The organism is Massilia aquatica (assembly GCF_011682045.1).
In the GTDB taxonomy this organism is placed as follows: domain Bacteria; phylum Pseudomonadota; class Gammaproteobacteria; order Burkholderiales; family Burkholderiaceae_D; genus Telluria_A; species Telluria_A aquatica.
The window spans coordinates 29015-48043 of record NZ_VVIW01000016.1 but is presented as its reverse complement, the minus strand read 5'-3'; the positions used below and the strand labels follow the sequence as shown (position 1 = coordinate 48043).

Here is a 19029-nt window from a genome sequence, read left to right as displayed (position 1 = left end):
ACAAGCGGCCGCAATACATGGCACGTAAGCAATTTGATCTGATCGTTTTCGACTGGGACGGCACCTTGATGGACAGCACGTCCACCATCGTCAAGTGCATCCAGGCCGCCGCCAGGGACCTCGGCTTGCCGATCCCGCGCGACGATGCCGCCTCGCACGTCATCGGCCTCGGTTTGCACGAAGCGATGCAGGCCGTGATGCCGAATATCGATCCCGCGTTTTATCCGCGCATGGTCGAGCGTTACCGGTTTCACTATTTGTCCAAGGACCACGAACTGGTGCTGTTCGACGGCGTTCGCGAGATGTTGACCGAACTTTCGCAGGAAGCCTATTTTCTGGCAGTGGCCACCGGCAAAAGCCGCGTCGGCCTGAACCGGTCGCTCAATGCGGTCGGACTGCTCTCGCTGTTCGACGCCACCCGTTGCGCCGATGAGACATTTTCCAAGCCGCACCCGGCCATGCTGCAGGAACTGACGCGTGAACTGGGGCAGGATCTCAAGCGCACGGTGATGATCGGCGACACCACGCATGACTTGCTGATGGCAAATAATGCCGGCGCGGCCGGGATCGCCGTGCAGTACGGCGCCCATCCGCACGAGCAACTGACCGCCTGCAAGCCGATTTACTCGGCGCAGACGGTGGCCGAGCTGCGCACCTGGCTGAGCGAGAACGCATGATGGCCGGACAGGGCGGCGTACTGGTCTGTGCATCCGGACAGGTGCTCGAAGGCGGCAAGGGCGTACGCTTCGGCGTCCTCGCGTTCGGCGACAAGGCCACCGGCTTCGTGGTGCGCCACAAGGGCGTGGTGTACGCCTACCTGAACCGCTGCGCTCACGTGCCAATCGAGCTGGACTGGGCCGAAGGCGAGTTCTTCGAGTCGAGCGGCGTGTACCTGATGTGCTCGACCCACGGCGCCATCTACGTTCCCGAGAGCGGCTTTTGCGCGGGCGGACCGTGCAAGGGCGCTCGCCTGCGTCCGATCGGCGTGCGCGAGGAAGACGGGCAGATTTACTGGGAACCCGACGAGTTCATCCAACCGCCCGTCGCCTGAAGCGCCAGCAGCATTCACCGGCAACTATTTAAGTAAAGCGATTTATGAGCGACAACACTTTTGGCCAGGACAGCACGCTGGCAGCGGTCCCGACCACGGGCAACTGGGAACGCGAAACCCTGGAAAAGCTGGTCTTTGCCACGGTACGCGAACAGCGCGCCACGCGCCGCTGGGGGATTTTTTTCAAGCTGACGTTTCTCGGGCTGGCGTTTTTCGCGCTGTGGGCATTTTTCGATTTCGATTTCACCGGTTCCGACAGCGAGACGCTGGGGCGCCATACCGCCCTGATCGAAATCGACGGCAGCATCGAATCGGAAGGCAGCGGATCGGCCGACGTGGTGATTCCCTCCTTGAACAAGGCATTTGCCGATTCCGGCTCGGTGGCGGTGGTCCTGCGGATTAACAGCCCGGGCGGCAGTCCGGTCCAGGCGGGCAATATCGTCGATGAGATCGCGCGCCTGAAACAGGCGTATCCGGCCAAGCCGGTGTACGTGGTGGTCGATGAAATCTGCGCCTCGGGCGGGTATTACATCGCCGCCGCGGCCGATAAGATCTTTGTGAACAAGGCCAGTATTGTCGGTTCGGTCGGGGTGCTGATGGACGGTTTCGGCTTTACCGGCACCATGGAAAAACTCGGGGTCGAGCGGCGTTTGCTCACGGCGGGCGACAACAAGGGTTTCCTCGATCCTTTCAGCCCGCAATCGGACAAGCACAAGGCGCATGCCCAGGCCATGCTCAACGAAATCCACCAGCAGTTCATTTCGGTGGTGCGCACCGGCCGCGGCAAGCGCCTGAAAGAGACGCCGGAGACGTTTTCGGGTCTGTTCTGGAGCGGCGCCAAGGCGGTCGAGATGGGCCTGGCCGATGGTTTCGGTACGGTCGAGACAACCGCGCGCGATGTGGTCAAGGCCGAAGATATTGTCGACTACACGGCGCATGAAGGTTTGCCAGAGCGGGTGCTGAAAAAATTCGGTGCGTCGGTCGGGGCGGGCATGGTGAAAACACTGGGGCCATCGGCCCGGCCAGTGTTGCGTTGAGTTCGAAGATGAAATATTTTCCTTGAAAGTTCGGACAGGTGTTCTATATTGGACCTGTAGTTCTTTCCAAGGGAGGCCGATATAAAAAGTAAAGCGTGTGTTGGCAGCAGTTTGTTTGAAATGAACTACTAACCGCATCATGATGCGGCATAGAGAGAATTACAATTCCTCGCAAGTAGTCCCCGCATGGGGACATGGAAGCGGCGGTGTGAAAGCCGCCGTTTTCCATCCATCTTTTTCCACCCCTTATTCCTGTGCCTTTGGCGAATGCGACGCGTGCTGCATTGTTGCCTGTTGATTTTTCAAACCCAAGATTCAGATCCGTCATTTTTACCATTGGTAGAAATGACTTCCCGCGCAGACTCCTAGGCGCTCCCACGGCAATCCAGGGCATTTACGCTAAGCGACGGTGCCTTGGATTCCCGCCTGCGCGGGAATGACCGGAACATCGGGTTTGGGGCAGAATTGCGCTGTGCGGGATGCGTAACGGTACGGCGGGTACGGCGGCCATCCGCACGGCGAAATCAATCCAGGCAAAAATCGCTGTTCTCGGCGTCCACCGTGCGCAGCCGGTCCGACGCGGCCACGTCGAGCACAACGCGGCCTGCGCAATCGGTGCGCAAGGCGGAATCGGCGCTTGCACCAGCATCGCCATCGGCGCCCTGGAAGCCACCCTCGCTCAGCCACTCCTGGAAGCCCTGGTTGGCCTGGGCATACCAGCGCGCCTGGGGCGACACCCGCACCATGCCCGGCACCAGCATGCGCGGCAGGTGGATGCCGCCGGTCCAGCGGGCGATCGCATCGCGCGTGGTTTCCAGCGCCGACTGCGCCAGCGGATTGTCGGGGAGATTGTCGGCGGCCGATTCCAGGAAGTCGGCGTTGTCCAATGGCGTCGCGGCGTTAGTCATAGTGCGCATCCTGGTCCTCATCATGTTTGTACTGTTCAGTTATCCTAGTGGTGCCGTAAGCATTAGCAGGTGGCGTTAGGCCGATTCCTACTGAAGTTTCAGTGTAACAACCGGACTCCTGTCACTCTTGATCTGTGTCAAAGATGCTCAATGGCTCTTCCGTAATTCGCGCTTGTTCGGCATTTCTCCTACAACCGACTAAGCCGATTCCTATCCGCTACGGGGCGCATCTGGTAAAGTCTCGCCCATGAGTAAATTATCCCTGGACCGCATCCTGCAATCGCAGGGATTCGGCACACGCAAATATTGCCGCACCCTGATCGACGATGGTGAAATCGTCATCAACGGCGCCCCCCATACCGACTACAAGACTGCCATCGACACCGAGGGCCTGGTCATGACCATCTTCGATGACGAGTGGGTCTACCGCGAACATGTGTATATCGCGCTGCATAAACCGGTCAACGTCGAGTGTTCGCGCAAGCCGAGCCACCATCCTGGCGTATTGACATTGCTTCCCGAACAATTCACCTGGCGCGACGTGCAACCTGTCGGCCGGCTCGACCATGACACCACCGGCATGTTGCTGATGTCCGACGACGGGCCGTTCATCCACACCCAGTCCTCGCCCAAACGGCACGTGCCCAAGATATATCAGGCCACCACGCAGGACAGCGTCACGCCGGAACTGATTGCACAACTTCTGTCCGGCGTCAAACTGCATGACGAGCCAGCGCCACTGGCGGCGCTCAGCTGTGTGCAGCGCGGCGAGCACCAGCTCGAAATCGTGCTGGAACAAGGCAAGTATCACCAGGTCAAACGCATGCTGGCCGCCGCCGGCAACCATTGCAGTGCGCTGCACCGGTCCGCCATCGGCCAGCTGACCCTGGCGTCGCTCGGTCTTGCCGAAGGCGAATGGTGCTATCTGGACCAGGCGCAGCGCGACTTGCTGGTGCCGGGCTGATTGCGTCTTAGCTCACATCATGAAATTAGCCACACTCAAGGACGGTAGCCGCGACGGCCAGCTGGTGGTGGTCGCGCGCGACCTGAAAACGGCGCACGTGGCCGATGGCATCGCGCCCACCTTGCAGGCGGCGCTGGACGACTGGGCCTTCATTTCGCCCCAGCTGAACGACCTGTATCTTCTGCTCAACACCGGGCGCGCGGCGCGCAGCTTCGATTTCGATCCGGCCCAATGCATGGCGCCGCTGCCGCGCGCGTTCCAGTGGGTCGATGGCTCGGCGTATGTCAATCACGTGGAGCTGGTGCGCAAGGCGCGCGATGCCGAGATGCCGGCCTCGTTCTGGGATGATCCGCTGATGTACCAGGGCGGCAGCGATGATTTTCTCGGCCCGACCGACGACATCGTGCTGGCGCATGAAGAATGGGGTATCGATTTCGAGGCCGAGGTGGCCGTGATCACGGGCGATGTGCCGATGGGCAGCACGCCGCACCAGGCCTTCGACCAGATCCGCCTGCTGGTGCTGGTCAATGATGTGTCGCTGCGCAACCTGATTCCGGCCGAACTGGGCAAGGGATTCGGCTTCCTGCAGTCCAAGCCGGCATCGTCGTTTTCGCCGGTGGCGGTCACGCCCGATGAGCTGGGCGACGCCTGGCAAGACGCCAAGGTGCATTTGCCGCTGCGCTCGACCTGGAACGGCAAGCTGGTCGGCCAGCCGCATGCCGGCGTCGATATGGTGTTCAACTTCGCCCAACTGCTGGCACATCTGTGTAAAACACGCAATGCGCGTGCCGGCACGATTCTCGGGTCCGGCACGGTGTCGAACAAGGATGCCAAGCGCGGCTATTCGTGCATCGCCGAGAAGCGCGCGCTGGAGATGATTGCCGATGGCGTCTCAAGCACGCCGTTCATGCTGTTTGGCGACACCATCAAGATCGAGATGCTCGATGGCGCGGGCAAGTCGGTGTTTGGCGCCATCGATCAGGTGGTGAAACAGGCCCAGGCGAAGAAGATCCGTTAATACCCGTGCATCCGCTTCAAATAGGCTGGCAAAAACCACCATACGCAGGTGATGAAGGTGGCGATGCCGCCGGCCATGATCAGCCCCACCACATGCCCGAACACTTCCGACATCACCAGGTTGGTTGCCAGGATCAGCGCAATCGCCAGCGCAAACGCCCCCGCCACGATCTGCCGCGTCGCCACCTGCTTGAAGCGCGCGCGGTCGTTGAGCGGGCGCATCAGGCGGTGCTGGATCGCCGGCGCACTCAATAGCACCAAACTCATCAGGGCCAGCACGAAGGTTGCCAGGAACACGATCTTCTCGGTCTGCACGATCTGCTTGAAACCGCCGTTGAAGGGCAGGATGATCAGGAACGCGGTCAGCATCTGCGCACCCGGCAGCAGGATGCGCTGTTCGCTGAGCATGTCGGAAAAGTCGCCATCCTCCTTGAGGTCGGCGTCGACCAGGGCTTCCTGGGGCTCGGGTGGGGCCATCGAATTCATACTATTCGTGTAGAGGTTGATAATTTTCGATTATACGAGAGCCTGTGCCATCGCCCCGTTCGCCAGCCACCAGCCGAATTGAGCCCTGTTTGCCGTCCTAATCGCTAGATAGCTTCAGAGCAATATCGCGAATAATGGCATCTGTTAACGGGAGCCTGGCATGTCAGACAGTAGCGACGCAGAAAAGACAGAAGCAGCGTCACCCAAGCGATTGGAGCAGGCGCGTGAAGAAGGCGACGTGCCCCGCTCGCGGGAAGTGGCGACATTCACTGTCCTGATGACGGCTGGCTGCACCCTGTGGTTCTTCGGCGCCGGCATCGTGCGCCAGCTCAACGCGACCATGGTCTCCGGCATGGCCATGGACCGCGAGCAAATCTTCAACCCGAACGCCATGATCCTGCGCGTGGCCAGCGATATCGCCCAGGTCATGCTGGCCTGCCTGCCCCTGGCGCTGGCCGTCATGCTGGTGGCGCTGGCCTCGCCCCTGCTGATCGGCGGCTGGCTGTTCAGCAGCAAGTCGTTCATGCCGAACTTTAACAAGCTGAACCCGGTGCGCGGCCTGACCAACATGGTCTCCACCAATGCGCTGGTCGAATTGCTCAAGGCGATCGCCAAGACCATCGTGGTCGGCACCATCGCCTGGATGGTCGTGATGAGCCAGAAAGAGGCCGTCATCGGCCTGGCCGTCGAGCCACTGAAAAGCGGCAGTGCCCACATGGTTGACCTGATCGGTTCGGCCTTCCTGTTCATCGTCGGCGGGCTCGGCATCGTGGCCGCGATCGACGGCCCTTACCAGATCTGGCACTACGCGAACAAGCTCAAGATGACGCGCCAGGAAATGATCCAGGAGTCGAAAGAGTCGGACGGCAATCCTCAGATCAAGGGCAAGATCCGCCAGATGCAGCGCGAAATGTCGCAGCGCCGCATGATGGCCGACGTGCCGACCGCCGATGTGGTGGTCACCAACCCGACCCACTATGCGGTGGCGCTGAAATACGGCGACGGCCAGCGCGGCGCGCCGCGCGTGGTGGCCAAGGGCGCCGATGAGGTGGCGGCCAAGATCCGCGAACTGGCCAGGGAAAACAATGTGGCCATGCTGGAAGCGCCGGCGCTGGCCCGTGCGCTGCACAAGCACACCGAGATCGGCGAGGAGATTCCGGAAGCGCTGTACTCGGCGGTGGCCGAAGTGCTGGCGTATGTGTTCCAGCTGCGCACCTACAAGAAGGACGGCGGCACCTATCCCGACCGGCCGACCAGGCTGCGCGTACCACCCGAGCTCGACCCGCATGACCCGGCATCGCAAACGAAACCTGAACCGAAGAACGGAGCCACACCATGAACCGCCTGAATATGCCCTCCTGGTTAAGTGGAATGAAAGGCGGCGGCAACGCCCTGGCGGCGCCGGCCATCATCATCATGCTCTTGATGATGATGATCCTGCCGCTGCCGGCCTTCGTGCTGGACGTGTTCTTCAGCTTCAACATCGCGCTGTCGGTCATCGTGCTCCTGACCAGCCTGTACACGGTCAAGCCGCTCGACTTCATGGCTTTCCCGACCATCCTGCTGGTGTCGACCATGCTGCGCCTGTCGCTGAACGTGGCCTCGACCCGGATCGTGCTGACCGAAGGCCACACCGGCGGCGCCGCAGCCGGTAAAGTGATTGAAGCCTTCGGTCACTTCCTGATCGGTGGCAACTACACGGTCGGTATCGTCGTGTTCATCATCCTGACCATCATTAACTTTACCGTCGTCACCAAGGGTGCCGGCCGGATCGCCGAAGTGGGTGCGCGTTTCGCCCTGGACGCCATGCCTGGTAAACAGATGGCGATCGACGCCGACCTCAACGCCGGCCTGATCGCCGAAGACGAAGCGCGCCGCCGCCGTACCGAAGTCGCCCAGGAAGCCGAATTCTACGGCGCCATGGACGGTGCCTCGAAATACGTGCGCGGCGACGCGGTGGCCGGCATCATGGTCACGGTGATCAACGTGATCGGCGGCTTGCTGGTCGGTGTCTTGCAGCATGACATGGCCTTCGGCGAAGCGGCCAAGACCTACACCCTCTTGGCCATCGGCGACGGCCTGGTGGCGCAGATTCCCTCCTTGATCATCTCGACCGCAGCCGGTATCGTGGTCTCGCGCGTGGCCAGCGACCAGGACATCGGCACCCAGCTGGTGCGCCAGTTGTTCGCCAAGCCGGAAGTGCTGTACATCACCGCCGCGATCATCGGCGGCATGGGCTTGATTCCCGGCATGCCGAACATGGTGTTCCTGTTGCTGGCCGGCGCGCTGGGCGGCACTGCGTATCTGATCAACAAGAAGGCCAAGGCGCCGCCGCCGGAAGAAATCGAAGCACCGACCCCGCCGGCCCCGACCGAGCAGGAAGAAGCCAGCTGGCAAGACATCATGCCGGTCGATACCCTGGGGCTGGAAGTCGGTTACCGTTTGATTCCGCTGGTCGACAAGACGCAGGGCGGCGAGCTGCTCAAGCGCATCAAGGGGATTCGCAAGAAGTTCGCGCAGGAAGTCGGCTTTTTGGCGCCGCCGGTGCACATCCGCGACAACCTGGAACTGAAACCGTCGGCCTACCGCATCACCCTCAAGGGCGTGGAAGTGGGCAGCGGCGAGTCGATGAACGGGCAGTTTTTGGCGATCAATCCGGGCATGGCCAGCGGCAGCCTGGCCGGGCTGGTGACCACCGATCCGGCGTTCGGCTTGCCGGCGGTGTGGATCGACGCCGGCCTGCGCGACGAAGCGCAGAGCATGGGCTATACGGTGGTCGATGCCGGTACCGTGGTGGCGACGCACCTGAACCATTTGATCACCACCCACGCGTCGGAATTGCTCGGCCGTGCCGAAGTGCAAGCTTTGCTCGACCACCTGGCCAAGGAAGCGCCGAAGCTGGTGGAAGACCTGGTGCCGAAGCTGGTGTCGCTGTCGACCCTGCAAAAAGTGTTGCAGAATCTGCTGATTGAAGGCGTGCACATCCGTGATATGCGGACCGTGATCGAGACCCTGGCCGAGTATGCGCCGCAGACCCAGGATCCGGCTGATCTGACCGCCGTGGTCCGGATTGCGCTGGGGCGGGCGATCGTGCAGCAGTTGTTCCCGGGCACGAATGAGTTGTCGGTGATGACCCTGGATAACCGGCTTGAGCGTTTGCTGATGCAGGCCATGGGCGCCGGTGGCGATGGCGCCGGGATCGAGCCGGGCCTGGCCGATACGATTGCGCAGCAGGCTGGCGCGGCGGCGGCGCAGCAGGAGCAGATGGGCTTGACGCCGGTGCTGCTGGTGCCGGGGCCGTTACGGGCCTTGCTGTCGAAATTCCTGCGCCGCGCGTTGCCGCAGTTGAAGGTGCTGTCGCATAATGAGATTCCGGAGACCAAGACGATTCATGTGACGAATCTGGTGGGTGCGCAGTAAGTCGTCCCTGAGTTGAGTCGAGCTGAGCTGAGCGCTAAGGTATCGTTGTTCTCCAGCGTTAGCTCGTCTCTCCTGCGAAGGCGGCAGCCCATAGCACCTTCGCTCATCACAGGTGCTATAGACTCCCGCCTGCGCGGGAGAGACGGTTTGACGGTCTGTGGCCGGAGCCGTTGCTCCACCTCTACCTCGTCGTTCCCGCTCCGCCCCTACCACGTCGTTCCCGCGCAGGCGGGAATCCATAGCACCTTCGCTAAGCATAGGTGCCATGGGCTCCCGCCTGCGCGCAAGAGACGGTTTGACGGTCTGTGGGCGGAGCCCTTGCCGCATTTTTCACGGTGTAAAATCTTCATATAAATCCCGCCAGGTCGGATTGCTGGTCGAAATCATCTTCACCTTCCACGCCCGCTCCCATTTCTTGAGCCGCTTCTCGCGCTTGATCGCTTCCATGATGTCGCCGTGGGTCTCGTACCAGACCAGCCTGTGGATCTTGTGCTGTTTGGTGAAGCCTTCGACCACGCCATGACGGTGCTGCCAGACGCGCTTGACCAGATCCGATGTCACGCCAATATACAAGGTGCCGTAGCGGGTGCTGGCCAGCATATAAACATAGCTGTACTTGTCCATTCGATCATTCTGGTTGGAAGGCTGCCGGTGATCGTGGCGCTGATCAAATGTGCTTGGATTCCCGCCTGCGCGGGAAGTCGGTTGCGGCAATGCCGGGAACGACGGTGGCGATGCGCTCAGCGTACAAACCTTGAAACCGAAATGAACCCCTTTTCCCATCCTCCTCCCCAGATCGTTTCCATCCTGCATCGTCAATAATGGACCCTGTCAGTGCTCATGTGAGCACCCAGCAGGAACCCCCAGGAGTTGGCGATGAATGTCAAAAAATTTACGGCTGCAACATCACGCGACGCACTGCGTAAAGTACGCGAAGCGCTCGGGCCCGACGCCGTCATCCTGTCCAATCGCCCGGTCGATGGCGTGGTCGAAATCCTGGCACTCGCCAGCGATGACGTCGCCTCGATCTCTTCGCCCGCGCCGGAATCCGAGATGGCCCAGCCGCGCCCATCCCTGTCGATCCCGCCGGACACCTACGCCAACCGCCGCGTCGCCCCAACCCCGGCCCCGGCCTACGCGGTCCAGCCGGAACAGTTCGACATGTCGATGATGGCCTCGCAAATGTCGTCGATGATGATGCAGGCCATGAATCAGGCCAAGGACAGCGCCGCCGCCGAAATGTCGGGCATGATGAATGAAATCCGCGCCATGCGTGGCTTGATGGAAAGTCAACTGGCCGAAATCGCCTGGGGCACCACCCAGCAGCGCGAACCACAAAAAGCCGGCGTGCTGCGCGAAATGCTGGCCGCCGGTTTCTCGCCCAGCCTGTCGCGCTACCTGATCGAAAAACTCCCGGCCGGCAAGGATGCCGCCGAGAGCCTGCGCTGGATTAAGACCGTCCTCGCGCGCAACCTGACCAGCATCTCGAACGAAGATGAAATCCTGGAAAAGGGCGGCGTGTTCGCCCTGGTCGGCCCGACCGGCGTCGGCAAGACCACCAGCACCGCCAAGCTGGCGGCGCGCTGCGTGATGCGCCACGGCCCGGAGAAACTGGCCCTGATCACCACCGACGCCTATCGTATCGGCGGCCACGAACAACTGCGCATCTACGGCAAGATCCTGGGCGTGATGGTGCACTCGGTGAAAGATGAATCGGACCTGCGCATCGCCCTGAAAGAATTGCGCAACAAGCATACCGTGCTGATCGACACGGTCGGCGTGTCCCAGCGCGACCAGAACGTGGCCGAACAGGTGGCGATGCTGTCCGAGACCGGCGCCGACGTCAAGCGCCTGCTGTGCCTGAACTCGACCTCGACCAACGAAACCCTCAACGAAGTGGTGCGCGCCTACCAGGGCAGCGGCCTGGCCGGCTGCATCATGACCAAGCTCGACGAAGCGGCCTCGATCGGCAATGTGCTCGACGTCGTGATCCGCCAGAAACTGAACCTGTTTTATGTCTCGAACGGCCAGCGCGTGCCGGAAGACCTGCACCTGGCCGACCGCAACATGCTGGTCGACCGCGCCTTCCGCCTCAAGCGCGACGCCGCCGCTACCCAGTTTTCGGATGCCGAACTGCCGCTCTTGATGGCCAACACCAGCAGCGCCCGCAACGACCGCAGCCTGCGCGAGGTGTCCCTTGGCTAATCACTTCGATTTCGACCAGGCCGAAGGCCTGCGCCGGATGCTGGCCGGACCCAAGCCACGCATCGTCACCTTTCTGTCGGCCACCCCCGAAGACGACAAGGGCGCCATGCTGGTCAACCTGGGCGCCTCGCTGGCCCGGGCCGGCAACGACGTGCTGATCGTCGACGCCTGCGACCGCGAATACGGCGTGGCCCAGCGCCTCGGCGTGGCCGACCGCGCCAGCCTGCTGCAGGTGGCGCGCCAGCAATGCGCGCTGAACCAGATCATCCACCAGGTGCCGCAGGGCTTCGGCGTGGTCAGCATGGCGCGCGCGCGCGGCGGCCCGGACGAAGCGCGGCGCCTGGCCAAGACTTTCGAGGTGCTGGTCAAGCAGACCGGCATCGTCATTGTCGACGGCGAATTCGGCGACGACGACACCTTTCCGGTGCCGGTCATGGAGAGCGCCGAAATCGTGGTCCAGGTGTCCACCAGCGCCAGCTCGATCACCGCCGCGTACGCCCTCATCAAGCGACTTTCGCAACAGTTGGGACGCCGTCCGTTCGGAATTCTGGTCACGGGCGCATCCGAAGCCGAAGCCAAGGTGGTATACGATAATATGTCATCTGCGGCAAGTCGTTACCTTGCCGTACAGCTCACGTCGATGGGCTCGGTCCCGGCGGATGAATACCTGCACCGGGCCGCGCGCTTGGGCCGGGCCGTGGTCGACGCGTTCCCGCTGGCGGGAGCCTCGGTTGCATTTCGCCAGCTGGCGGGGCGCTTTGCCCTGTCGGCCATGCCGCAGCTCGGGCACACAGGGGGGACTTCCCATTTTGGCTCTTAAAACATACTGAGATCTATGTACACCGTCAAAGGGAAAGCGGACAAGAACCATTTACTGACCGAGCATATGCCCTTGGTGAAGCGGCTCGCCCACCACATGAAGGCCAAGCTGCCGCCCAGCGTGGAAGTGGACGACCTGGTCCAGGCCGGCATGATCGGCCTGCTCGACGCCATCAGCCGCTATGAAGAAACCCACGGCGCCCAGTTCGAAACCTATGCCGTGCTGCGCATCCGCGGCGCCATGCTCGACGAACTGCGCAGCAGCGACTGGCTGCCGCGCTCGATGCGCCAGAACATGCGCAAGATCGAAACGGCGATGAGCACCCTGCAGCAAAAGCTGGGCCACCCGCCCACCGAATCGGAAGTGGCCAAGAGCTTGAAACTGTCCTTGGCCGACTACCAGGACATGCTCACCGACGGCGGCGGCCACCAGCTGGTCTACTACGAAGATTTTCACGACAACGAGGGCGGCAACGACAGCTTCCTCGACCGCTATGCGGTGGACGATGCCGATCCGCTGCGCAGCCTGCTCGACGGCGACTTCCGCCAGGCGGTCATCGATGCCATCGACAACCTGCCGCCGCGCGAGAAAATCCTTATGGGTCTGTACTACGAAGAAGAACTGAACCTGAAAGAGATCGGGGCCGTCATGGGTGTATCGGAATCGCGCGTGTCGCAATTGCACACCCAGGCGGTCGCGCGCCTGCGGGCGTGCCTGAAGGAGCAGGCGTGGACCGGGCCAGCGTAGCGGGGATTTTCCTGGCGCTGGCCGGCCTCCTGGTCGGCCAGGCGCTCGAGGGCGGCAAGCTGTCTTCGCTGGTGCAGCCGGCGGCGTTTGCCATCGTCGTCATCGGCACCGTCGGCGCCGTGCTGCTGCAAAGCGAAGCGCCGACCTTCATGCGCGGCGTGCGCATGCTGCGCTGGGTGTTTTCGCCGCCGCCCTCCCAGCGCGCCGCGCTGGCGCGCGAGATCGCCGTGTGGGGCTTGCATGCGCGCCGCGATGGGCTCTTGTCGCTGGAAAAATACATGGCCGTCAACAAAGATAAATTCGTGCAGAAGGGCCTGCGCCTGGTGGTCGACGGCATCGCCCCCGACAAGCTGCGCAGCCTGCTCGAGATGGAAGTGACGGCCTACGAATTCGGCGAACGCCAGGCGGTCAAGATCTGGGAAGCGGCGGCCGGCTACTCGCCCACCATCGGCATTCTGGGGGCGGTGCTGGGGCTGATCCACGTGATGGAAAACCTGAGCGACCCGGGCAAGCTCGGCAGCGGGATCGCGGTCGCTTTCGTGTCGACCGTGTACGGGGTCGGGCTGGCCAATATGTTCTTCTACCCGATCGCCAACAAGCTCAAGACCATCGTCGCCGAACGGGTGACCCAGTACGAAATCCTCACCGATGTCTTTCATGACATCGCCAGCGGCGACCATTCGCGCGTGATCGAAGAACGCGTCGCCTGCCTGCTTTCGCGGCCCTGACCATGGCCCGCAAAAAGTACGAAGCCGAGCACGAAAATCACGAACGCTGGCTCATTTCGTACGCCGATTTCATCACCTTGCTGTTTGCGTTTTTTGTGGTCATGTATGCCATTTCGGTGGTCAACGAAGGAAAATACAAGGTGTTTTCGGTCTCGCTCGGCGACGCTTTTGGGGGCAAGGACCAGAAGACGGCCAGCGTCGCCAGCAGCGATGTGCCGCAGCTGATCGTGCTGCCCGACCCGCTGGTCAAGCGGCGCGCCGAAGCCATGCGGCGCGAGAAGGAACGCCTGACCCAGCTGGCGCAAAAGCTGACCTCGACCCTGGCCCCGCTGGTGCGCGAAGGCAAGGTGCGGGTGACGCAGAACAGCCGCGGGGTGAGCGTGGAGATCAATGCCAGCGTGCTGTTCGACCCGGGCGACGCTGCGCTCACGCCCGAGTCGGACCAGGCCCTGCGCGCGCTGGCGGTGCTGCTCAAGGACGACCCGCACGCGGTGCAGGTAGAAGGCCATACCGACCCGACCCCGATCCGCAACGCGCTGTTCCCGTCGAACTGGGAATTGTCGGCGGTGCGCGCAAGCAGCGTGGTGCGCCTGTTCATCGACAGCGGCGTGGCGCCCGAACGCCTGACGGCCGTGGGGCATGGCGCCAATATCCCGGTCGCCTCCAACGCCACGCCCGAAGGCCGCGCGCGCAACCGGCGCGTGGCGGTGACGATCCTGTCGGCCCTGCCCGATACCACGACCGAAATCCCCACCCGTTGATTCAACCGGGCTGGCTTGCGCGCTGAAACGGTGCACAATGGCCGGGAACGGCGCAGGCGGGCGACCCGGACCCGTTTCAGGCACAGCGCTTTCGGCCGGGACCGACAAGTACGAGACAAGGAGCGAGGCGATGAAACGATCAGTGGCGGGCGTGTTGATGCTCATGGCGCTGGGACTGGCCTATGCAAAAGAGAAGCCGATCAGTGGCGTAAGCGAGAAGGTATCGGTCGCTTCGCGCGGCGGCAAGGTGCTGGTGACCTTGACGGTGACCAACAGGACCAGGCAGCCGATTTATCTGTGGAAAGTAACCTACCAGGGCCGCCAGCTGTTCGGGCCCGATTTCGACATCAGCCTGGCGGGCAGCGCGGCGCCGGTCAATTACATCGGCCCGGTGGTCAAGCGCGCGCCGCCGCAGGCCGACGATTATTTCAAGGTGGAGCCGAACGGCGTGCACCGCAATACCATCGACATCACGCAGTCGTATGATTTTGCGCCGGGCAAGCAGCGCTACCGGCTCAGCCATACGGGAAGTTACGTGCTTGACTTGCAGCAGCTGGATAATCCGCTGGCCATGAAACCGGCCTCGACGGTGTTCACGCATACCCAGGTGGCGCGGCCGGAAGAACAATAGGAATGCAGCACGGCCAATAAATGCGACGGGCTGGCGATAAAAAAACAGCCTGGCCACTCACGCGGCCAGGCTGTTTTTCATGGCGCGCCAGCTTACGGCAGCGACGGCGTATTCTCGCTGAAATATTCGTGCGAGTCGGCATTGTCGACCGCCTTGGTCGGATTGCTGGTCGCCAGGCTGGCGGCGGCCGACTGGCCATACGCCCAGTCATCCGTTCCCGCCACCACGTTGAAATGGCTCAGCTCGTGGATCAGGGTGCCGCCTTTCGAGTCGGTACCGGCGGTCGGCGCCGTCCAGAAGGCGTTGCAGACGTAGATCTTGTAAGGCTGGGTCGGGTACACATAGGCGTAGTACGATTCCTTGCAGCTGCAATCGACCACGATCGGCTTGGAATCGAGCGCGCCCTTGATATTGGTGAAGTGCGATTTCACCGTCGAGTAGCGGCCCGAGGTGTAGGCGCCGAACCATTTTTTATAGCGCGTGCCCTGCAGGTTGCTGTTGAGATAGCTGACGCTGCCGTTGGCCATGGTCTTGGCGGCCGACAAGGCCGAGTTGATCGAGGTCTGCTGCGACGAGCTGCAGCTGGCGAACGAAATGCCGGCCGGTCCCACCGCCTGGCGTGCCAGCTCGTTGGCGTCGGCCACCACCGTGCCGCGCTCGAGGCGGCCATCGATCCACAGCGATACCGGCGCCGATGCGATCTCGCCGATCTCGCGCTCGCCCTGGCGCGCGGTCAGGCTGTTCTCGTCGTCGTCCGTCGAGTTGAACAGGTTGAACGAGGCCGCGTGGTAGCGGATCGCGTAGTCGCCGGTGACGCTCATGTCGTACATGGACGACAGTTCCACCTTGGCGGTGTGCGAGGCGCCCGGCTTGAGCAGGTAGTAATCCTTGGCGGTCGGGGCAGGGCGCTTGTAATGGCGGCCCTGGTACGGTACGTCCACGCCGTCGCGGGTGACGTCGAACAGGTGGTCTTCGACACCGGCAAACGGGGTGTGCCATTTGAGCACGTATTGCGGCTTGGACGAGGTATTGGTGATGGTGACGCGCACGACCACGTCATCCTGCTTGCCGAGCGAGGATTTTTCAGCACTCAGGCTGACAGTCACCCCGTTCGACCCCGCCTGGGCTGCCAGGCAGGCTGCTGCTGCAACGATACCGACGCTTGCTTTTACCAAGTGATTCCAGTTCATACAGTTCTCCGTGAGTGATGTGCTTGTTCTGAGTGCCGGGCCAAAGGCGGCCTCAACAACCCATCGTTACACGGCACAAAGGCATACGACAGTCATATTCATCGGTAATTGTGTCGTTCCGGCGAATTCTGAACGTATCGTTGTCGCTCAAAAAAGAATGTGTAGTCGCACAATTTCCCCAATGAAATCAAGCTTGTTGACCGCAAAAATTTCCATCGATAATTAACAAAAATGTTAAATCTTTGACGCTGGCGTGCCGGGCTGCGTGCAAGCGTGTATTCTGGCGGCGGGGCTCGACGGGGCCCATCGCTGGCACTGAAGGGGAAGAAATGACAAAGAAAAACAACTGGCCGCAGTGCGGCGTTGCGCTGGCGCTGGCATGCGTGTTGCCGGCGGCCGGGGCGGGGGCGCCGCGCGGCAGCGTCGACGCCGCCGAGACGATTTACCGCAACGGCTACATCTACACCGTTGACGCCCAGGACAGCGTGCACCAGGCGCTGGCCGTGCGCGCCGGGCGCATTGTCTACGTGGGCGACAACGCCGGCGCGGTCGCGTTCAAGGGCAAGCAGACCCGCCTGGTCGACCTGCAAGGGCGCATGCTGATGCCCGGCCTGATCGACGCCCACATGCACCCGCTGTCCGGCGGCAAGCGCCTCCTGCATTGCAACCTGAACTACGAAGCGCTGACCGTGCCGCAGTTCCAGGCGCGCATCCAGGCTTGCGCCGACAAGGACCGTGGCGCCAAAGGCGGCAAGACCGGCAATAGCGGCAAAAAGTGGCTGCAAGTGGTCAACTGGTTCCAGCAAAGCATGCTGCCGGCCGGCGTGGAAACCACCCGCGCCACGCTCGACGCCATCAAGACCGAGCGTCCGATCGCGGTGCGCTCCTCGTTCGGCCACTCCTACCTGGTCAGTACGCGCGGCCTGCAAGCGGCCGGCATCGGGCGCGCTACACCCGACCCGGAGACCGGCAAGATCGTGCGCGACGGCGGCGGCGAGCCGACCGGCCTGCTGGAAGACGCGGCCATGGAAATGGTCAGCAAAGTGCTGCCCAAGACCACGGCGGCCGAGAACGTGACCGCCGCCAGTTTCGCCATGCAGGCGCTGGGGCGCCAGGGCGTGACCAGTTTTCTCGATGCCAGCAGCGACGAGGAAATCTTTACCGCGTTCACCGCCATCGAGCGCCAGGGCAAGCTGAGCGCGCGCGCGCATTTCGCGGCCGAGGTGTCGACCGACGACGCCCTCGACCCGGCGCGCGCGGTGGCGTCGGTGCTGAAGATGGCCAGGCGCTACCACCAGGATGGCGACGGCGTTGAGCCGGCCATGCGCGTGCGCCACGCCAAGATCTACATGGATGGCGTGATCGCCGCGCCGGCCTTCACCGGCACCATGGTCGCGCCGTATTTCGTCAACCGTGGCACGGCGCAGCAGCCGCACTGGGTGGCGGGCGACAGCAAGGGGCCGCCGACCTACTTCAAGCCGGAAGCGCTGAAAGCGATCCTGATCGGGCTGGCCAGGGCCGGCATCGATGCCCACGTGCACGCCGACGGTGACGGCGCGGTACGCGAAACGCTCGACGCCGTTGAAGCCATGCGGGCCGCGCCCGGCGGCAAGGACGCACGGCCGGCGCTGGCGCATGCCGAAATCGTCGATCCGGCCGACTTTGGCCGGTTTGCCGCGCTCGACGCCAGCGCGGTGCTGTCGTTCCAGTGGGGCAAACCGGCGCCGGACACGGTGGCGGGGTTGAAAGATTACCTGGGACCGGCGCGCTACGCGATTCTCGAGCCGCAGTCGCTGCTGCTCGACGCCGGCGCGCGCGTGGTGTTCGGCAGCGACTGGCCGGTCGATGCGCTCGACCAATGGTTCGCGCTCAAGGTCGGCGTGACCCGCACCAACGCGCTGGCGGCCGGGCCGGCGTTCGCCGGTCAGCTGGGCCCGGCGCCGGGCATGCCGCGCGCCGCCGTGTTGCGGGCGGTGACCATGAACGCCGCGTACACCTTGCGCCAGGAAGGGCAGGTCGGGTCGCTGGAAGTGGGCAAACTGGCGGATATGATCGTGTTGGACCGCAATTTCTTCCAGATACCGGATGAAGAGATTGCCGACATCAAGGTGCTGCAGACGGTGGTGGGCGGCAAGCTTGTGTATCAGAATCCGGCTTTGCCTTAGGCCGACGTAGTCCGTGCCCCGTCGCATTGACAACGGCGCGCGCGATGATCGTGCTGGCGGCAGCGGCACAGGGATGGTCGCTCAGCTTCGGCAGGTAATTGCCGGACAGAACAATGATGCCGGGACGAGGTCGCCGCCGCGCCATTGACAGCTGCGCGATCAGTGCGCCGCGCCCTTGACCGCCTTTTGGTAATACGCGCGATAGGCGGCTGACTTGCCGATGCGTCCGATAGCGTCCCACAGGCGTTCGACCGCAGCAGGATGCGCGCTGTGATAGTCGCTGGCCACACCCAGGAAATACGGTTCTTCCGAGAACGGTACCGGCAGCATTTCCAACTGGGTGGCGAAACGCGGTTCAGTCAGATGGGCGATGCCGCTGTATTCAGCGCCGATGGCGGCGTCGCCGCGCTGGGCCGCCAGCTTGGCGAAAATCAGGTCGAGGGTTTTGCCCTTGTCGTCGTGCGGCACCCCCATCGCTTGCAGGCGATCGAGCAACAGCACAGCGCCGAACGGGACCAGCACGGGCAAGTTGCGGTGGCTGAACTGCTTGCCGTCCCAGTCCAGCGCGCTGCCCTTGCGCCGAAAGACCATGGCACGCGCTAGCATGACGGCGCGCGTGTTGTCCGGCGCCGCCCCATGCATGGGAAACGACATGAACGAAGTCAGGCTCGGGGTGTATGGGGCGGTCGGAAAACCGTCCGCTACGCCGGCACGAATTTCTTCACGGCAGCGGACCACAGGCGCTCCATAAAACGTCACTTCGATCCCGCTTTCCCTGGCGGCCTGGCGGATTAATTCTCCGGCCGTGCCTTTGCCATCGGCCGTGATGAAGGGCAGGTGGGCGCGCTCATCGACGCACAGGCGCAGGGTCAGTGTGTGGGTAAGCGTGCTGTGCTGTG

The 19029-nt window shown here is 62.8% G+C and carries 19 protein-coding genes; 14 read left to right on the top strand and 5 right to left on the bottom strand.

The window, feature by feature from the left end:
- The first annotated feature begins 17 nt into the window (after window positions 1–17).
- Genes F1609_RS22980 through F1609_RS22970 form a run of 3 tightly spaced genes read left to right on the top strand, consistent with a single transcriptional unit; the run spans window position 18 to window position 2088 of the window.
- Window positions 18–677 carry an HAD-IIIA family hydrolase gene (locus tag F1609_RS22980; RefSeq protein WP_167078990.1) on the top strand — a complete coding sequence of 220 codons (660 nt, stop codon included), beginning with the start codon at window positions 18–20 and terminating at the stop codon, window positions 675–677.
- A complete protein-coding gene (locus tag F1609_RS22975; protein ID WP_167079090.1) occupies window positions 677–1051 on the top strand; it encodes a Rieske (2Fe-2S) protein in 375 nt (124 codons plus the stop codon). The genes F1609_RS22980 and F1609_RS22975 overlap by 1 nt, the downstream gene beginning before the upstream one ends.
- Window positions 1052–1095: 44 nt before the next feature.
- The gene (locus F1609_RS22970; protein ID WP_167078989.1) at window positions 1096–2088 is read left to right on the top strand and encodes a S49 family peptidase; all 993 of its coding nucleotides are present in this window, start codon (window positions 1096–1098) and stop codon (window positions 2086–2088) included.
- A 524-nt stretch (window positions 2089–2612) separates the two neighbouring features.
- On the opposite strand, the gene F1609_RS22965 is transcribed toward F1609_RS22970, so the two are convergent.
- The gene (locus tag F1609_RS22965) at window positions 2613–2996 is read right to left on the bottom strand and encodes a hypothetical protein (RefSeq protein WP_167078988.1); all 384 of its coding nucleotides are present in this window, start codon (window positions 2994–2996) and stop codon (window positions 2613–2615) included.
- A gap of 247 nt (window positions 2997–3243) precedes the next feature.
- Between F1609_RS22965 and F1609_RS22960 the strand changes: the two genes are divergently transcribed.
- Both F1609_RS22960 and F1609_RS22955 read left to right on the top strand, forming a co-directional pair.
- Window positions 3244–3960, top strand: coding sequence for a pseudouridine synthase (locus F1609_RS22960; protein ID WP_167078987.1), 717 nt, complete (start codon window positions 3244–3246; stop codon window positions 3958–3960).
- A 19-nt stretch (window positions 3961–3979) separates the two neighbouring features.
- Window positions 3980–4978: a fumarylacetoacetate hydrolase family protein gene (locus F1609_RS22955; RefSeq protein ID WP_167078986.1), complete on the top strand. Its 999-nt coding sequence runs from the start codon at window positions 3980–3982 to the stop codon at window positions 4976–4978.
- Here F1609_RS22955 and F1609_RS22950 read toward each other — a convergent pair.
- The gene (locus F1609_RS22950) at window positions 4975–5463 is read right to left on the bottom strand and encodes a DUF6328 family protein (RefSeq protein ID WP_229422012.1); all 489 of its coding nucleotides are present in this window, start codon (window positions 5461–5463) and stop codon (window positions 4975–4977) included. The genes F1609_RS22955 and F1609_RS22950 overlap by 4 nt on opposite strands.
- Before the next feature lie 160 nt (window positions 5464–5623).
- Between F1609_RS22950 and flhB the strand changes: the two genes are divergently transcribed.
- Together flhB and flhA are read left to right on the top strand one after the other, a co-directional pair.
- A complete protein-coding gene (flhB, locus tag F1609_RS22945) occupies window positions 5624–6802 on the top strand; it encodes a flagellar biosynthesis protein FlhB (RefSeq protein ID WP_167078985.1) in 1179 nt (392 codons plus the stop codon).
- A complete protein-coding gene (gene flhA / locus F1609_RS22940; RefSeq protein WP_167078984.1) occupies window positions 6799–8883 on the top strand; it encodes a flagellar biosynthesis protein FlhA in 2085 nt (694 codons plus the stop codon). Before flhB ends, flhA begins: the two co-directional genes overlap by 4 nt.
- 330 nt (window positions 8884–9213) lie before the next feature.
- On the opposite strand, the gene F1609_RS34750 is transcribed toward flhA, so the two are convergent.
- On the bottom strand, window positions 9214–9696 hold the full coding sequence (locus F1609_RS34750) for a GIY-YIG nuclease family protein (protein WP_229422016.1): 483 nt from the start codon (window positions 9694–9696) through the stop codon (window positions 9214–9216).
- A gap of 63 nt (window positions 9697–9759) precedes the next feature.
- On the opposite strand from F1609_RS34750, the gene flhF reads away from it, so the two are divergent.
- The 6 genes from flhF to F1609_RS22905 all read left to right on the top strand — a co-directional run bounded on the left by flhF (window position 9760) and on the right by F1609_RS22905 (window position 14775).
- Window positions 9760–11088, top strand: coding sequence for a flagellar biosynthesis GTPase FlhF (gene flhF, locus F1609_RS22930; RefSeq protein ID WP_167078983.1), 1329 nt, complete (start codon window positions 9760–9762; stop codon window positions 11086–11088).
- 37 nt (window positions 11089–11125) lie between these two features.
- Entirely contained in the window at window positions 11126–11908 is a 783-nt protein-coding gene (locus tag F1609_RS22925) for a MinD/ParA family ATP-binding protein (RefSeq protein WP_370661661.1), read from the top strand.
- Window positions 11909–11923: 15 nt separating this feature from the next.
- The gene (locus F1609_RS22920) at window positions 11924–12655 is read left to right on the top strand and encodes an RNA polymerase sigma factor FliA (protein ID WP_167078981.1); all 732 of its coding nucleotides are present in this window, start codon (window positions 11924–11926) and stop codon (window positions 12653–12655) included.
- Complete coding sequence (locus F1609_RS22915) at window positions 12637–13383, top strand: flagellar motor protein (protein WP_167078980.1); 747 nt, start codon at window positions 12637–12639, stop codon at window positions 13381–13383. The genes F1609_RS22920 and F1609_RS22915 overlap by 19 nt, the downstream gene beginning before the upstream one ends.
- Window positions 13384–13385: 2 nt before the next feature.
- The gene (gene motD / locus F1609_RS22910) at window positions 13386–14144 is read left to right on the top strand and encodes a flagellar motor protein MotD (RefSeq protein ID WP_167078979.1); all 759 of its coding nucleotides are present in this window, start codon (window positions 13386–13388) and stop codon (window positions 14142–14144) included.
- Window positions 14145–14274: 130 nt separating this feature from the next.
- Window positions 14275–14775: a hypothetical protein gene (locus F1609_RS22905; protein ID WP_167078978.1), complete on the top strand. Its 501-nt coding sequence runs from the start codon at window positions 14275–14277 to the stop codon at window positions 14773–14775.
- A gap of 92 nt (window positions 14776–14867) precedes the next feature.
- Here F1609_RS22905 and F1609_RS22900 read toward each other — a convergent pair whose 3' ends face one another.
- The gene (locus tag F1609_RS22900; protein ID WP_167078977.1) at window positions 14868–15965 is read right to left on the bottom strand and encodes a M35 family metalloendopeptidase; all 1098 of its coding nucleotides are present in this window, start codon (window positions 15963–15965) and stop codon (window positions 14868–14870) included.
- A gap of 329 nt (window positions 15966–16294) precedes the next feature.
- Between F1609_RS22900 and F1609_RS22895 the strand changes: the two genes are divergently transcribed.
- Complete coding sequence (locus tag F1609_RS22895) at window positions 16295–18130, top strand: amidohydrolase (protein WP_167078976.1); 1836 nt, start codon at window positions 16295–16297, stop codon at window positions 18128–18130.
- A gap of 159 nt (window positions 18131–18289) precedes the next feature.
- Here the strand turns inward: F1609_RS22895 and F1609_RS22890 are convergent, their stop codons facing one another.
- Entirely contained in the window at window positions 18290–18868 is a 579-nt protein-coding gene (locus F1609_RS22890; RefSeq protein WP_167078975.1) for a type 2 periplasmic-binding domain-containing protein, read from the bottom strand.
- Window positions 18869–19029: the final 161 nt, after the last annotated feature.

Coding starts and splice junctions, on each gene's coding strand:
- F1609_RS22980 (WP_167078990.1), top strand. CDS start 18: ATGGCACGTAAGCAATTTGATCTGATCGTTTTCGACTGGGACGGCACC.
- F1609_RS22975 (WP_167079090.1), top strand. CDS start 677: ATGGCCGGACAGGGCGGCGTACTGGTCTGTGCATCCGGACAGGTGCTC.
- F1609_RS22970 (WP_167078989.1), top strand. CDS start 1,096: ATGAGCGACAACACTTTTGGCCAGGACAGCACGCTGGCAGCGGTCCCG.
- F1609_RS22965 (WP_167078988.1), bottom strand. CDS start 2,996: ATGACTAACGCCGCGACGCCATTGGACAACGCCGACTTCCTGGAATCG.
- F1609_RS22960 (WP_167078987.1), top strand. CDS start 3,244: ATGAGTAAATTATCCCTGGACCGCATCCTGCAATCGCAGGGATTCGGC.
- F1609_RS22955 (WP_167078986.1), top strand. CDS start 3,980: ATGAAATTAGCCACACTCAAGGACGGTAGCCGCGACGGCCAGCTGGTG.
- F1609_RS22950 (WP_229422012.1), bottom strand. CDS start 5,463: ATGAATTCGATGGCCCCACCCGAGCCCCAGGAAGCCCTGGTCGACGCC.
- flhB (WP_167078985.1), top strand. CDS start 5,624: ATGTCAGACAGTAGCGACGCAGAAAAGACAGAAGCAGCGTCACCCAAG.
- flhA (WP_167078984.1), top strand. CDS start 6,799: ATGAACCGCCTGAATATGCCCTCCTGGTTAAGTGGAATGAAAGGCGGC.
- F1609_RS34750 (WP_229422016.1), bottom strand. CDS start 9,696: ATGCAGGATGGAAACGATCTGGGGAGGAGGATGGGAAAAGGGGTTCAT.
- flhF (WP_167078983.1), top strand. CDS start 9,760: ATGAATGTCAAAAAATTTACGGCTGCAACATCACGCGACGCACTGCGT.
- F1609_RS22925 (WP_370661661.1), top strand. CDS start 11,126: ATGCTGGCCGGACCCAAGCCACGCATCGTCACCTTTCTGTCGGCCACC.
- F1609_RS22920 (WP_167078981.1), top strand. CDS start 11,924: ATGTACACCGTCAAAGGGAAAGCGGACAAGAACCATTTACTGACCGAG.
- motD (WP_167078979.1), top strand. CDS start 13,386: ATGGCCCGCAAAAAGTACGAAGCCGAGCACGAAAATCACGAACGCTGG.
- F1609_RS22905 (WP_167078978.1), top strand. CDS start 14,275: ATGAAACGATCAGTGGCGGGCGTGTTGATGCTCATGGCGCTGGGACTG.
- F1609_RS22900 (WP_167078977.1), bottom strand. CDS start 15,965: ATGAACTGGAATCACTTGGTAAAAGCAAGCGTCGGTATCGTTGCAGCA.
- F1609_RS22895 (WP_167078976.1), top strand. CDS start 16,295: ATGACAAAGAAAAACAACTGGCCGCAGTGCGGCGTTGCGCTGGCGCTG.